The organism is Streptomyces sp. NPDC004658, assembly GCF_040609555.1.
In the GTDB taxonomy this organism is placed as follows: domain Bacteria; phylum Actinomycetota; class Actinomycetes; order Streptomycetales; family Streptomycetaceae; genus Streptomyces.
Genome location: NZ_JBEXKG010000181.1, coordinates 1 through 13,841 on the forward strand (window position 1 = coordinate 1; position 13,841 = coordinate 13,841).

Consider the following 13,841-nt stretch of genomic DNA (forward strand, 5'->3'; position numbering starts at 1 on the left):
AGACGACACGACACCCCGTCCTTCCCGCCGAAACACCGCCCCTACACCTGACCAGCGGAAACAGACCCGCCGCTCTCGGAAAGACAACGGCTTCTAAAAGTCGGCACGGTCCACGCCACACGACTAGCCTCAGCAAGCGGCCTAAAAGCTCCCGGTAAGCAGCGCATCCACAACACCCAAACCAGATTCGAGGGCGACGCACTCATCAGCGACCCGGAGCTCCTGCGCCGCCGAATTGCAGAGGGCATAGGCAGAGGCGCAGCTTACGGCTGCGGACTGCTCAGCCTTGCACCTGCAACAGCCAGGTGACCGCGATCACGACCTGGGCCGTGAGGCGCGCAGGCGCCTCGCCGCCCCCATCTTGGCCATCCTTCCCGCGTCGCGGAGTCCCGGTCCTTCCCCTCTACCTGGACATGACTTTCGAGCCCCCGGCCCTCCCTGCCGACGAGGTGGGGTGGTGTTCGGCCAAACGGAAGGTGAAGCGAGAGCGCCGCGAGGTCGTCCCTGCCGAGGCTGGGAACGTTGCGTCCAGCGCCAGGCCGGCGGTGCGAGCCGTGGTGTCCTCCCCGCCGAAGCGGGGGTGTTCCGAAGGCGAGGAAGTGCTGCGCCGATCACGCACAACGCGGGGGTGTTCCGAAGGATTTGTTTGATCGGGTCGGACCGGGCTCGTGGGAGAGGAGCCGACGCCTGCCCGAAGCCTCCGTTTATGCTCCCAGGGACGTGTAACAGGCTCTGGATCGCCGCATGATCCTTTGTGTCTGTCGTTGATCGCACTTACCGCCCGATCGGGTAGAGCCGCTGCCGACTGCCGGGCGGGTCGCCTGCGGGAGCCGCTACGAAGATCACGAACCGCCCGTGATCTTTCGAGAGGACCCCGCTCGTGCGCCTCGCCCGCACCACCATCGCTGCGGCCGCCGTACTCGCCGCCTTCCTCACCCCCACAACCGCGCACGCCACCCCGGCCGCCACCGCACCGCGGGATACCGTCACCCTGCCCGTCCAGGACGCCCTCGCCCAGCTGCCGGTCCGTAGTGAGGACCGCGCCGGGTATGAGCGTGCGAAGTTCAAGCATTGGGTGGATGCCGACAAGGACGGCTGCAACACGCGCTCGGAGGTGTTGAAGGCCGAGGCGGTCGTTGCCCCGGTGCAGGAGGCGAGTTGCCGGCTGAGTGGGGGAGCGTGGTGCTCGCCGTACGACGACCGCTTCATCGAAGGACCGAGCGGTCTGGACATCGACCACCTGGTCCCGCTCGCCGAGGCGTGGGACTCCGGCGCCTCCGGTTGGAGCGCGAAGGAACCTGAGGCGTACGCCAACGACCTTGGCGACGACCGTGCTCTGATCGCGTGTCGGCTGCCTCGAACCGGTCCAAGGCGGACCAGGACCCGTCCACGTGGCTTCCGCCGGCCGTCGGCTACCGCTGCCAGTACGTCACCGACTGGGTGGCCGACAAGACGCGCTGGGGCCTGAGCGTCGATGCCGGCGAGCAGGCCGCGATCGCCGAGGTGCTCGGCAACTGTCCGGACGTGCCCGTCACGGTGACACTGGCCCGCTGACGACCTTGGCCGTCGTCGCGATCAGCCCGAGACGGGAACCGTTGGGGTTGAGGCCAGGGCGCCGTCGTACTGGTGTTCTGCACCTTCATGGCGCCCCCCGGGCCGGTTCCGGCGCACGGGCCACAGTTCCTGTGTTCCGGCGCTGCAGTAGACCGCGAGCTACTTGCCGTCGAGCCGGAAGCCCAGGTCCTGACGGCTCCAGGAGCTGAAGCATTATCTCCGCGTTTCCCCGTCGCGGGCAGACGGGCCGCTGCCCCGGACCCTCCCCGGTCCGGGGGACAGTCGTGTCCCGCAGCGACACCTCAAGCTGGCGTGGGCAGTTGGAGTGGGCATGAGACGACTTTGTGCCTTTGGGACGGTTCTGGCTTTGGCGGCGGTGCTGCCGAACGCGGTACCGGCGGCGGCAGACACCAGTTCCTGCACGCATCACTGGTCGGGGCCGCAGGTGTGCATCCGGCTGGACGGCCGCAACGGATGGAACGCCGTCACGGCGATCTGGACCAACCCACCGAAGAAGATGAAGACGCGCGCGGTGCGCCTGTTCCTGGACGGCCGCCAGTATGGGTCTGCGGAGACTGCCCGGCGCGTCCGTGGCACGCTCAGTCACAGCTGGGCGGGCTTCGAGCAGGGCACCGACGTGAAGGTGTGCGTGAAGTTCAGTGGCATCAAACGGGTGGCCTGTGATCGCACGAAGTACATCGGCAATCGGCCGACTTGGTGAGGCGCCAGCGCCGTAGGTATGGGGCCGGCCGGCGGAGTCCGGCCCCGTACCGTGCGGCCTAACCATTGGGTGCCGACTCGTACCCGACACGGCTTGCACGAGGTGGCGGTGCTGGCGGGCGTGACGGCCAGGTCTTGGGAGAACTACCGGCCCGAGGCGGCGCTGGCTGCCCATGTGATCCTGGTGCGCCTGCAGTAGTCGGACGCCGGAGTGGCCGGGGTGGAGCACTGGCCCGGTCCCAGCGCGGTGGGCGAGGTCTGGCGCTGACGGCCGGCGGTCAGCTGTCGGCGTGAGAAGCGGCGGTTGGCCTCCTCTCCGGAGCAGTGACATCCCCAACCGTGACACCATCTACCGGACCAACCAGGCATGTCGGATCATCGGCCCAGTGCTGCTTCCCTCGCGGCGCGCGACCAGATGGCCTGTTGCCGCGTGTTGAAGCCCATCCGGTTCCAGTGGAAGAGGATGTGTCGGGCGAGGGCGCCGCGCAGCCCGAGCGCGAGCCGGCCTTCGTGCGCGGCGTCGGCGAGTGCCTGGCCGCCGACCTCCAGGCCCGTCACCCAAGTCCGCAGCGGTGTGAGCGGGCCGTCGGCAAGGGCGGGGGCGGATTCGAGCAGGAGGAACCGCTGGAGTTGCTCCGCCATGGCGCTGACCTTGTCCACCGGCACGTTATCCGGCAGCGGCCGACGAGCCTCCACCCGCCCCCAGACGTCTCCTTGCTCGCCCCACTCCAGCCCGGCGGCGCGTAGGAACAGCGTGGTGAGGAGCAAGGACGTAGCCTTGGCGTCGAGGAGTCCCTTGGTCCCTTCGGCTGCGTGCCGGAAGTAGTCGAGAACGCCGACGCTGTCGGTGTGGAACAGGGAGTGGGAGATGGCCATGCCGTCCGGCCCTCCGAACGCTACGGTCTCCGGCTCGTACAGAGACGGTTGCCACTCCTTCACCACCCCCCAGGACACGGCGCTGTCGAGGGCTTCCGTGAGGTGTGCGGTGGCTTTGTCCATCGGTACGTCCGGGCGGTGGCGGACACGCAGTCGCCAGCAGGGGTGCTTGCGCAGGAACCACCACTGGTCGACGGGCGCTTCGCGCAGGGCTGGCAGGAGGTAGGCCCGGAAGGCGTGGTCGGCTGTGGGGTAGTCCACGAACTTGATGTACACCTGTTGCCAGCCGTCGGGCTGTGCTTCGAGGGCGGCCCGGCCAGCGGCGCGGTACAGCTCGACCGCAGCGGCCAGCCGGCCGGGGGACGTACGCGCCCGCCAGGCGGCCTCTGCAATGGGCACTCCGCCGAGGACAGACAGGACAGCTTCCTCGAGCGGGTCGGTGTCGTGTAGCTGCACCTGGTCGTCTCCTTCTCCTCAGATCAGCAGCAGGCAGGCGTCCCAGTCGGTGACGGACTCCGCCCCCTGCTCGACGCTCTGGAAGGCGAGAGCCGCACCGGCCGCGCCCTCGATGAAGCTGGGGTCTTGCGGGGCCTCGGCCATGAGGAAGCGCTGAGGCGCGCGGAGAAGCCAGCTCATGAACATGTTCGGGTTCTCGGCGTCCTCGGCGACGCGCTGCACCGTGCGGAGCAACCCGCCGACTCCGTGGCACAGGCCGCGGTTGGCGAGCAGGTCGAGCTGCCGATCGTTGGCCAGGCAGTAGAGCAGGGCCCGCTCAGCCATCCGTTTGCGGTCGTCGTCGCCAAGGGCGATGCCAGCGAGTTGTTGGGCTCGGGCCAGCCCGGGAGTGCCGTAGCACCACGACGGCGTGTCGGGCACCAGTGGGGCGGGCCCCGTCTCGCTGATCCAGCGGGGCCATCGCGTGCCCTGGTGGTCGCTCTGCCGTAGGCCGTCGAGCCAGCGGCAGATCCGCATCATGGCGGCGTCGTGGCCGTCCACGGTGATGCCGCGCCGCTTGGCCAGGGCGAGCAGCGCGAGGGGGCCGGTGATGCCGTGGGCTATGCCCGCGTTGGCGTGGCCGCCGGGGGTGGCGGCCGGGTTGGAGACGGGGGAGTGGCTGACCCACCAGCCGGGCCGCTGCGCTCCGGCGGGACCGGGGATCGGTTCGGTGAGCCGGACCAGGTACTCCAGCACGCGCCGAGTCTCGGTGCCGCTCGGCTGTCGGCGCAGGAGGAGCGCGCCGAGGCCGGTGAGCCCTCGGAACAGGTCGTATTCGGCGAACGTCGCGGGGCGGCCCTGGTCTATGCGGGCGTGGGCGGCGGCCAGGCGCCGACGGGTGTGCGCGGCAACGACGTCGTCCAGGGTGTGCAGGGCTCCGGCGTACCGGCCGCTGTCGCCTGCGGCCACGTGCAGGACGTAGGCCATAGCGGGAGCGCCCAGGAACAGGCTGGCGTCGTCTCCGTTGATCAGTGGGTGGTCGGTGGCCAGTCGTCGGTGGACGTCCTGCCAGGAGCGGCGACCGCGGTGTGCGCGCTCGATGTCGAGGAGGGCGATACCGAGTGGGCCGCGAGCGAGGGACTGCCGGATGGCGACGGCCGTGTCGGTGATAGGGGGAGCGGTGGTCACCGCTTGGCTCCTTCGGTGCGGGCGGTCCAGGACAGGGCGGTCATGCGGGCGAGGCGAAGGCAGGTGGCTTCGGCGGCGGGGTCGATGCCGGCTACACGGTTGTGGTGCATGTGCAGCAGGGACGCGAGCACAGTGGACGGCTCGGTACCGGCCGCTTCGAGTGCCTTGCGGTATGCGGTGAGGGCGTGACGCCGCAGATCCCAGACGGTGGCGACATGGAGCCCGCGCGGGAGTCCTCGGAGCCCCAGTTGCTGGGGGTCCGGGTCGGTGAGGCGCACGGCCAGGACCTGCACGTCGCGCGGCACGGCGGCACCGTCGTCCCTGCGGAGGTTCGCCGTAAGCCACGCCAAGCCGGCCGCCGAGGAGCCGAGGAAGCTGGTGGCGATGTCCACGAGGCTGGCCGCGGTGACGGCGGGCCGATGATGGTCCGCGAGCGGAAGGACGAGCTGCGCCAGGGCCGCGGCGGAGTCCGCTACGAAGAACCGTTCCGCGGCCTCCAGCACCGGGCCGGTGCCGTAGCGTCCGATCTCCGGCATGTCGGTATCCCACTGCACACGCTGGATCAGGCCCTCGGCGCGCAGTTCGTCCGCCCAGGCCGCGACGCGTCGGGCAGCATCTCCGAAGGCGTCCGGGGACCGAAGGCGCAGACGCAGCCGCACGTGGCTGTCGGGGTCGGCGTAGCGCACGAACCAGGAGTCGGGCCCTTCGGCCCCCCAGTCGATCAGCAGGCGGGGCAGGTGGACGGTCAGCACTTCGGGGATGCGGTCGGCGTTCGCGTACACCTTCACGTACGCCCACGGGGATGCACCCGGCAACCGGCCGAGTCTGCGGTCCGCCGTCGCCGCCAAGTCGCAGACGGGAGCGGGAGCAGGCGGTTGGTCGGAGGCGAAGGGCACCGTGATTTCGTGGGCGCGACCCAGCCAGCCGAGTGCGCTCTCGTCGGGCGCTTCGTGCAGGAGCGCAGTTCCGTCGCGGTCGAGTTCGGCGCGCAGGAGCTGCTGATGAGCCGGGATGTCGAGGTCCAGGCGCAGCCGCTGATCGTCGCTGCCGACGTAGACGGTGCGTGGCACGCCGTAGCGAGCTCGCCAGTCGGTGAAGCGGAAGACCCAGTTGCCACGGTCGCCAAGGTCCCGCGCACGGAGCTGCCAGCGGGCGGCGGACAGGATGGTGCGGCCTGCGCGGACCTCCGGCAGGAACGGGAGCCGGTCCGCTGCACCCCAGGCGAACGGGAGCAGGACGGCGGTGTGGGACCGGTGCAGCTCGCACACGAAGCGGACCAGGGGGTGGGTGGCGCTGCTCAGCTCCACCGCGTTCATGACCGACGGCTCGATGGGCTGCCCCGTGGATAGTGACACCAGGTAGAGACGTTGGGAGTCGGCCACGACGCCGAGGTCGTGCAGGTCGAGCGTGGCGTCGGTGTTGTGCTCGGCGACGGCCAGCACGTTCGGGACGACAGCCGGGGCCCGGCCGACGTTGCGGGTACGAAGCCGCAGCGGCGGGCTGGAGACCTGGCCGCGGACGGCGCCCGCGGTGAGCGTCGGCAGGGCGGCATATGCGGTGACCATCCGGTCCTGATCGGGTCGCTCCAGCATGGTCAGGAAGCGGCCCGTCGTGGTGCCCGCGGCCAGGGACAGGCCGACGGTGGCGAGCGAGAAGCGCCCCCGCTCCAAGTCCTTTGCGGTGTGAGCGAGCACGCTGAAGCACAGCTCCACATGGGCGGGCACCTGGACGGCGTCGCCGACGGACAGGGCCTCGATGTCTTGCTCTGTGAGGACGATGCTGTGCTGGTGGTTCAGGGCGGCCTCCTGGGCGAGGGCGAGCAGATGCTCGTCTCTGTGGTTCGTCGCCAGCACCGGCCGCTGGAAGACGGTGCCCCGGTAGCTCACGGGGAAGCCGAGGCCGATGTCCGGATCGGTGAGTTCGCGCAGGGGAACGACCGCACCCATGCTGTAGCGCTCCAGGAACCGGGCACGGTAGTCCTGCCAGGCCGGAGTGCCGTTCGGGAACGGAGTGATGCGCGCCATGACCTCCAAGGCGTGCGCAGCCTCCCGCGCCACGGCCTCCGGCAGCACGATGTCGCAGTCCGGGCGGACGTTGACCATCAGGCTGCGGTCAGCGACCCCGGTGAGCGCGTTCATTTTGGCGGTGGCCTGGGCGCGCAGTGGCCGTTGGTCGGCGAGGGGGCCCGCGTCATGCCATGTGAGGAGCGTGCGGATCTGCCGCAGCTTCGCGGCGATGCAGGAGGCGGCTTCGGCCGCGTCGAGCTGTTCGATCAGGTGGCCGAGCGGGTCGTCACACGTCATGGGCGCGTGCAGGCTGGTCAGGAGCACCCGGTGGGTGACGAGGTCCCGCAGCATGGCCTCGATCACCGCGGGTGGGGTGTCGGCGTATTCGCTGGACAGCTTGGCCGCGAGGTCGCCCATGGTGATGGGGGTGTGCGCGAGGGCCAGCACGGCTTCGACCGCCGGCGTCCGGCGCAGCGTCGTGTCCGTGGGGCCGTCGGTGCCTGGCTGGTGCTGAACGGTCACCCGGGTACCGCGCACGATGCAGGTGGGATCGGCGACGACAGGCAGGTCCCGCAGCACGTCCCGGTCGCGTTCGAGCATGGCCACGACATCGTTCAGCCACACGGCGTCGGCTCGGGCGAAGGCCCGGTGTGCCACGCCCCACTGGACCCGGGGGGTTGAGCCGAAGTGCATGGGGGAGGGCCCGGCGAACAGCCCGAACGGGGTGGCGCGGTACTGCATCCTGAGCAGGTAGCGGGCCAGGGATGCGGCGGCGCGCCGAATGGTGCGAGGGTTACGACGGCCGGCCTGGATCTGACGGATGGAGTCAGCGAGGACGGGAGCGGCGAACTCGATCGCGGCAGCCCTGTCGTCGTCGGCCCAGACCTGGGTGATCCATTCGCGCAGGTGCTCGGTGTTGTCGGCGTCTCCGAGAGCGGTGGGCCAGGCAGGCAGCGGTGCCGCCAGCGGGAACACGGACGTTCTGATCATGCTCGCGTCAACTGCCTGATACATGGCTGTGCCTCCTTCGTCGTCACGGTGGTGCGGGGCCGGGCCCGGAACGCCCGGCCCCGCACCTGTCGCGTCAGCCGCCGATGCAGGTGCTGTTGGAGCAGGCGGACTGGCAGGTCGAACCACAGCCGTCACCGGTGTCGTTCAGTAGCGCGCCGACGATCGGGGCGGAGTTGACGGTCTCGATCTTCAGGTCGAAGTCCGATCCGCCGTCGGCCATGAGGTCCGTGGCGGCCTTCAGGGTGGTGCTGTTCGTCTGCGGTGCCATCTCGTAGGCCTCCTAGTGGGAAGGGGTGGATGTGCTCTGCCGACCTGGTCGCGACGCTGGCGGCGTCACGGCCAGGAAATCGTGATCCGCGAGTGCGGCCGGTCGATGACCCGGCCCGCGGGAAGCTGGTCGTCCGGCGTGCCGGCCGGGTAGACCTCGATGCGCGCGCGGTCGCCGCGGTGCTCGCGGTTCCACGTCTGCATTTCCGCGACCAGCCGCTCGGCGACTTCCCGGCCGCGGGGCCCGTGGCCGATGGCGCCCAGCTCGAAGCGGTCCGGGTCCTCGGTGCGCCGCACGGTGCGATAGGCGAAGCTGTCGCCGTCGACCAGGGTGGGGATACCGAGCGGGGAGGCGGAGGCGACCAGGCCGCGCTGGCGAGCAGCGGGCTTGGCGGCCATGAGGGGCAGGTCGTCCAGCGCAGTCGTCAGCCACAGGTCCAGGTTCTCGTTGGACTCGTCGCCGGCGAGCATGACCTTGGACCACGCTTCCTGACGGGGCATGGCCAGCGCCTCAGCCAGGGCCTTGGTGTCCGGCTCGGGGTGGCCGTCCAGGCGCAGGCCGATCTCCTCCCCCTCGGCGTCGTGGACGACGGCCACGTGCATGCGGTTCTCGCCGGAGCCCTGCATGGGGACGAAGCCGCACAGCTCGAAACCGTCGCTGATCAGCCGGTGTTCGTCGCGGACGAAGGCGATGGAGCGGGTCATGCCACGCATCCGCAAGGGGACGACGAGCCGGCCACCTGTGCTCAGTTGGTGCACCCACGTGGACGGGATGTCGGCCGCCTGCACGGTGACGATGATGCGGTCGAAGGGGTGAAAGTCGATGGCGCCGCTGCCGCCGTCGGCGGTGAGTACGGTGACGTTGCGGTAGCCGGACTCCTTGAGGAAGTCCTTGGCGCGCCGGGTGACGTCGGGGTCGATGTCCACCGTGACGACACGACCGTGGTCGCCGACCAGTTCGGCGAGGTAGGCGGCGTTCACCCCGCCGGACCCGATCTCCAGGACGTTCATCCCCGGCTGGATGTCGGCCTGCTCGATCTGCATGGCCTGGATGCGGGGGGCGGAGACGGAGCTGATGTCCACGCCCGTTTCGTCGGTCTTGGTGATCAGCGCAGCTTCGGCGTCGTAGCTCTTGGCCATCTTCACGCCGGGCGCGACCAGGTGCCGGGGGACCTTGCGGAAGGCTTCCACCACGCGCGGGCTGCGGGCCGCTCCGGTCTCGATTAGGTGCCGGACCATCTCGTCGCGCAACTGCTGTTCGGTGGCGCGAGAGTTCGGGGTGCTGTCGGTCGTCATATCGGGGACGGTATCCACGTGCTGTCTCCTTCTTGGCGCCCGCGCCGAGGGGTAGTGGGCTGGTGGTGCAACGGCCGGCGCGGGGAGCTTCGCGTGTCGGGAAGGGTGGGGGAGGCGAGCACCCCGCGCCGGGGTAGAAGACCGCCCGGCGACGGTTAAGGTCCGAAGACCCCCGATCGCATCGCCGGGCGGTCGCTCTAGGCGGCGGGCCGGTGCGGCTCGATGACGCGGCCGTCCGGCAGCAGTTCGCCGGTGTCCTCAAAGACGACGACCCCGTTGCACAGCGCCGTCCATCCCTGGCTGAAGGCGGTGGTGACGACCTTGGCGGCCTCACGGTCTGGGGCTTCGGCGGCGGGGCATGGGGGGTGGTGCCGACACATGGTGCTCGTCCTCTCGGAAGCGCTGTGCTGGGCTGGGACCCTCTTCGGAGGTTGCACGGCCGCGGGGGAACGCGGTGGAAGAGCCGAAGCGGGAGTCGCGGAAGCGCGGGAGAGGAGGAAGTTCGATATCGCCTCGGCGCTGTAGCCGTAGAAGCGGCCTCGCTCGGCGTCGTCATCCGGGGGATGCTCGCCCCACTCCAGCACGTGGCAGGTGTCGCGGTACGGGGACCAGCGCACGCGCAGGTCGGGGAATCCGGGCCGGCCGTCGAGCAGAGTCTTCGCGGCGGTGGCCAGCGAGAGCAGGTCGAAGGACATGTATCCGCCGCGCCGCGCCCCTGCGACGGGCACGGCCAGGAGCGGGGCGCGGAAGACGCAGATGGCGACGGCGTCGACCAGGATGGCGGGGTCGGTGAGACGCGAGCGGTAATACTCGTAGTCGTACGCGGCCGTGGCGTGGAGGGCCGTCACGACCAGCGGCCCGCCGGCGGCGGTCAGCATTCGCTCACTCCCTCAACGACACCGAGGCGCTCAAGGCTCTCGACCAGATCGGTCGTGACCGACCCCAGGCGCCGCAGCAGTCCAAGGGCCTTGCCCGGATCGCCGGGCAGTTCCTCGACGCGCACCTCGCGGGCCATCCTGAGCAGCCGGGCGGTCTCCGGATCTGCCTCCGTCCGCTCTGCGTCTCGCAGGGCGCGGTTCACCAGCTGCTTGATGGCGCCACGGAAGTTCTGAGCCAGCTCGTCAGCCGTGGCGGGGTCGGGCAGGAACGCCGCCGGGTGGTCGTCGTCTCCTAGGACGGCGTCCAGTCCCTCGTTGACGCGCTCCCAGTCCACGGGTTCCCAGTTCTGGACCGCTTGAAAGAGCCGCCTCAGGTCGTCCACGTCGCCGGGCGGCTGCCACGTCGACGGAGGGATGTCCGGATCGGCCTCACGTACGGGCAGAGTCGGCGGCCGTAAAGCTGTTGTGCCGTTCACTGGACCCCCTCGGTGCTGGCTTCTCCCGCTGACGCGCGGATGTCTTGCTTCCGATGACGATCCCTCTCCGGTGCTCACGGGGAGGCGCCTGCCACACAGGTAACCGCGCAACTACGGTGGGTGGACAGGCAATTCCAGTGATGTTCCGCTGTCGTGCGACCGGAAATTTTTACCGACCAGGGTGCTCAAGGTCGGCGGAGGCCACTACCTTGAGCTCATGACGGGGAACCCGCATCTTGCAGCTCGGTTAGAGAGCGCAGGGATGAAGCAGGCGGAACTGGCGGACCGGCTGAACAAGCGGCTCGACGCCCTGACGGGCACCCCCGGCAAGCTCACCGACCGCCACGTCCGTAACTGGCTGACCGGAAAAACTCGCTGGCCGCACGCAAGACAGCGCCTCGTTCTCGAAGAAGAATTCGGTGCGTCAGCGGAGGAGCTGGGCTTCATCCCTCCCGCTGCCCGAGAACGAGCACCTTCGGAGGACCCAGTGCGGCGACGGACGTTCACCACGGCCACGGCGTCCTTGACCGCCGCCGCCATGCTCCCCGAGATCCCGTCCAACGGATCGACACGGGTCGGCATGAGCGACGCCGACAGGCTGGAACGCAACTTCGCGGAACTGGTCGCAGCCGACAACAAGGACGGTGCGGGCATCCGCCTGGAGACGCGTGCTCTCGCCCACGCGCAGCACGCGCTCGACCTCCAAGCAGTCGGGCAGGCCAGCGCACGGGTACGCCGCCGCCTGTACTACCTGGCCGCGGCCTTCACCGGGACAGCGCTGTGGGCCGCCGTGGAGTCTCAGGAGCCGAAGCGCGCCAAAGGCCACCTGAACACGGCCTTGAGGCTCGCAGGTATGGCGGACAGCAGCGAGATGCAGATGCGCCTGTGGGGGCACGCCGCTCTTCTCTCCTACCAACAGCTGCACCTGCACGACGCCCTGGCGGCGGCAGAAGCCGGCCGACGCGCCTATGTGTGTCGCCAGGACGCCCTCTTTCGCTCGCTGGCCAGCGCACGCCTGGCCGGCATTCTCTCCGCCGTCGGTGAAAATTCCGCAGCCCAGAGGGCCCTGCTCCACGCGGAGAAGACGTACGAACGAGCCAATACGGCAGAGGAACGGCCCGCATGGATGTCCTTCTTCGACCTAGCCGAGCTGAACGGCCTGGCGGCCCTGGTCATGGCTCGACTCGGCCGTCACGACGAGGCGGAGGCCCGTCTCCACCGGACCCTTTCGCTGCTCCGCCCCGACCTACGCCGCAACCGCACCTACTACACCATCCACCTGGCTCATGCCCAATTGGCACAGGGAGAGGCTGACCAGGCGGTGGCTACCGCCCTGCCTCTCCTCCCCGAGGACGGCGAGCCACCGCTGTCCGGGCGGAACAAGAAGCTCTTGCAACAGTTCAACCGAGGACTCACCCAGGTAGCCTCCGGGGCGAGTTTCGTGATCGAGTGGCAGGACCGCTTCAGCAAAGGAGAGAAGGAACTGTGAGCACGGTCGATGTGAGGCACTACGTCGCTGCGGACCTCCCGGAGATCCGACAGCACATCCTCGACATCCACGTCGAGGTCCGGCATCGCGACTTCGGACTCACCGGCCCCTTCTACGACGTTGAGCGCTTCAATGAACGGCTCAAGGCGTACTCTTCCCGCCCCGGCTGGACCGCGGTGCTCGGCTTCGAGGACGGCGAGCCCGTCGGTTTCTGCTTCGGCACCGCTCTCGCGCCCGACACGAAGTGGTGGAACAACATGCTCACGCCGCTCTCCGACGACATCACCACCGAGACGGGGAAGCGCACGGTCTCACTGAACGAGATCGTCGTCCGCAAGCCGTGGCGGGGCCGAAGCATCGCCTGGCAGCTCCACGAAGCATGGCTCACCCACCGCCAGGAAGAACGTGTAACGCTCCTCGTGAACCCTGCCAACGGCGATGGAGCCGTGCAAGCCGTCTACGAGGCATGGGGCTACCGGAAGATCGGCGATCAGCAGCCCTTCCCGGACTCCCCGGTGTTTTCGGTGATGCTGCGCCCGGTCAAGCAGGACTGAGTGAGCGCCGCCCGGGTGGCATCAGACCATCTTGCCGTGACACCTCAGCTCGTCGTCGCGGCCCGATGCCCGCCGATGGGCACCCGGGCCAACGGGTCGTCCTGCTAGTACCCCAAGGTCCACGCCGCCGCCATCGGCTCTGCCACCGGTCAGGTGGGGATGGTCGCCGAATTCCGCATCTCGCACGGCCCTCCGGGGGACCGGGTCGAGAAGATCGTCGCCGCTGTCCTGGCCATCGGGCATCGGGTTTCAGATGGTGTGGGTGCCGAGGAGGATTCCTGTGAGTGCGCCTGCCATGAGGAATGGGCCGAGCGGGATGGCCGATGTGCGTGCGGCGCGGCGTGCGAGGATGAGGCCGGCGCCGTACAGGGCACCGAACAGGTATCCGGTGAAGGTGCCGAGCAGTATGATCTTCCAGCCGTACCAGCCCAGGGCCGCGCCGAGCGCCGGGGCGAGTTTGACATCGCCGAAGCCGATGCCCTTGGGGTTGATCAGGAACAGCAGCAGGTAGCAGGCTGCGAGTGTGAGGGAGCCGAGCAGCGCGGTCGTCCAGCTGCCGTCGGCGTGCGGCAGCAGCGCGGCGCCGCCGAGCAGGACAAGAGTGATCGCCGTGAACGGCACGGTGACGATGTCGGGTAGCCGGTGCACCTTGGAGTCGACGGCGGCGAGCAGTACGCCGGCTGGGACGAGCAGCAGCCAGACCACTAGCTCGGGGCGTGCGCCGACGGCGGCTGCCAGGACGGTGCAGGCGGCGGCTGTGACAGCGGTGAGGATGGGTGTGTTCGGGCCGTACCTGTCGCCCTCTGAGCAGTAGGCTCGCCCCAGCCATCCGTTCCCGATGCCGGTGAGCGGATGTCCTGCAGGACACGCGCTCCGCCAGGGTTCCCCGGGGGGCACGGAGAGCCGGTAGGAGGCGCGCGGTATGAGCAGGCCGGCGCCGATGCCCCACACGACCGCCGTCGTCGTGATCCAGAACGTCTGCACCGCACGGAGCTTAGAAGCCGTTGTCGTACCGATCATGGTGGGCGTGAGTTCGAGGTCGTCGACTCGGTCGGGTGATCTCGTGGCCGACCGGGTATGAAAGCGGGGCC

12 protein-coding genes and 3 pseudogenes are annotated in these 13,841 nt (G+C 69.4%); 6 read left to right on the top strand and 9 right to left on the bottom strand.

Going from position 1 to position 13,841, the window contains the following annotated elements:
- Nucleotides 1–147 precede the first annotated feature (147 nt).
- The 4 genes and pseudogenes from ABZV94_RS35560 to ABZV94_RS35575 all read left to right on the top strand — a co-directional run.
- Nucleotides 148–309: pseudogene (locus ABZV94_RS35560) on the top strand (type I-E CRISPR-associated protein Cas6/Cse3/CasE); the annotation flags it as partial.
- A 571-nt stretch (nucleotides 310–880) separates the two neighbouring features.
- A pseudogene (locus tag ABZV94_RS35565) lies at nucleotides 881–1,554 on the top strand (HNH endonuclease family protein).
- A 367-nt stretch (nucleotides 1,555–1,921) separates the two neighbouring features.
- Nucleotides 1,922–2,275, top strand: a complete 354-nt coding sequence (locus ABZV94_RS35570) for a hypothetical protein (protein ID WP_356348023.1) — start codon at nucleotides 1,922–1,924, stop codon at nucleotides 2,273–2,275.
- Between the two features lie 69 nt (nucleotides 2,276–2,344).
- The gene (locus ABZV94_RS35575; protein ID WP_356348025.1) at nucleotides 2,345–2,473 is read left to right on the top strand and encodes a hypothetical protein; all 129 of its coding nucleotides are present in this window, start codon (nucleotides 2,345–2,347) and stop codon (nucleotides 2,471–2,473) included.
- Nucleotides 2,474–2,649: 176 nt separating this feature from the next.
- Here the strand turns inward: ABZV94_RS35575 and ABZV94_RS35580 are convergent, their stop codons facing one another.
- The 8 genes and pseudogenes from ABZV94_RS35580 to ABZV94_RS35615 form a co-directional block, all read right to left on the bottom strand.
- Nucleotides 2,650–3,606, bottom strand: coding sequence for a thiopeptide-type bacteriocin biosynthesis protein (locus tag ABZV94_RS35580; protein WP_356348028.1), 957 nt, complete (start codon nucleotides 3,604–3,606; stop codon nucleotides 2,650–2,652).
- An 18-nt stretch (nucleotides 3,607–3,624) separates the two neighbouring features.
- Nucleotides 3,625–4,773 carry a lanthionine synthetase C family protein gene (locus tag ABZV94_RS35585; protein WP_356348030.1) on the bottom strand — a complete coding sequence of 383 codons (1,149 nt, stop codon included), beginning with the start codon at nucleotides 4,771–4,773 and terminating at the stop codon, nucleotides 3,625–3,627.
- The gene (locus tag ABZV94_RS35590) at nucleotides 4,770–7,793 is read right to left on the bottom strand and encodes a lantibiotic dehydratase (RefSeq protein ID WP_356348033.1); all 3,024 of its coding nucleotides are present in this window, start codon (nucleotides 7,791–7,793) and stop codon (nucleotides 4,770–4,772) included. Before ABZV94_RS35590 ends, ABZV94_RS35585 begins: the two co-directional genes overlap by 4 nt.
- Nucleotides 7,794–7,863: 70 nt before the next feature.
- Complete coding sequence (locus ABZV94_RS35595; RefSeq protein WP_356348036.1) at nucleotides 7,864–8,058, bottom strand: FxLD family lanthipeptide; 195 nt, start codon at nucleotides 8,056–8,058, stop codon at nucleotides 7,864–7,866.
- Nucleotides 8,059–8,123: 65 nt separating this feature from the next.
- Nucleotides 8,124–9,353 (bottom strand): methyltransferase, FxLD system, encoded by a 1,230-nt coding sequence (fxlM, locus tag ABZV94_RS35600; RefSeq protein ID WP_356348038.1) that lies wholly within the window; start codon nucleotides 9,351–9,353, stop codon nucleotides 8,124–8,126.
- Between the two features lie 197 nt (nucleotides 9,354–9,550).
- A complete protein-coding gene (locus tag ABZV94_RS35605) occupies nucleotides 9,551–9,733 on the bottom strand; it encodes a DUF5999 family protein (RefSeq protein WP_355072234.1) in 183 nt (60 codons plus the stop codon).
- A 75-nt stretch (nucleotides 9,734–9,808) separates the two neighbouring features.
- Nucleotides 9,809–10,231 (bottom strand): annotated as a pseudogene (locus ABZV94_RS35610) (DUF6302 family protein); the annotation flags it as partial.
- Complete coding sequence (locus ABZV94_RS35615; RefSeq protein ID WP_356348041.1) at nucleotides 10,225–10,614, bottom strand: DUF6415 family natural product biosynthesis protein; 390 nt, start codon at nucleotides 10,612–10,614, stop codon at nucleotides 10,225–10,227. The gene ABZV94_RS35615 and the pseudogene ABZV94_RS35610, both read right to left, overlap by 7 nt.
- Nucleotides 10,615–10,969: 355 nt before the next feature.
- On the opposite strand from ABZV94_RS35615, the gene ABZV94_RS35620 reads away from it, so the two are divergent.
- Together ABZV94_RS35620 and ABZV94_RS35625 are read left to right on the top strand one after the other, a co-directional pair.
- Entirely contained in the window at nucleotides 10,970–12,196 is a 1,227-nt protein-coding gene (locus tag ABZV94_RS35620) for a hypothetical protein (protein WP_356348043.1), read from the top strand.
- Entirely contained in the window at nucleotides 12,193–12,750 is a 558-nt protein-coding gene (locus ABZV94_RS35625) for a GNAT family N-acetyltransferase (RefSeq protein WP_356348045.1), read from the top strand. Before ABZV94_RS35620 ends, ABZV94_RS35625 begins: the two co-directional genes overlap by 4 nt.
- Nucleotides 12,751–12,999: 249 nt before the next feature.
- Here ABZV94_RS35625 and ABZV94_RS35630 read toward each other — a convergent pair whose 3' ends face one another.
- The gene (locus ABZV94_RS35630) at nucleotides 13,000–13,770 is read right to left on the bottom strand and encodes an A24 family peptidase (protein WP_356348047.1); all 771 of its coding nucleotides are present in this window, start codon (nucleotides 13,768–13,770) and stop codon (nucleotides 13,000–13,002) included.
- Nucleotides 13,771–13,841: the final 71 nt, after the last annotated feature.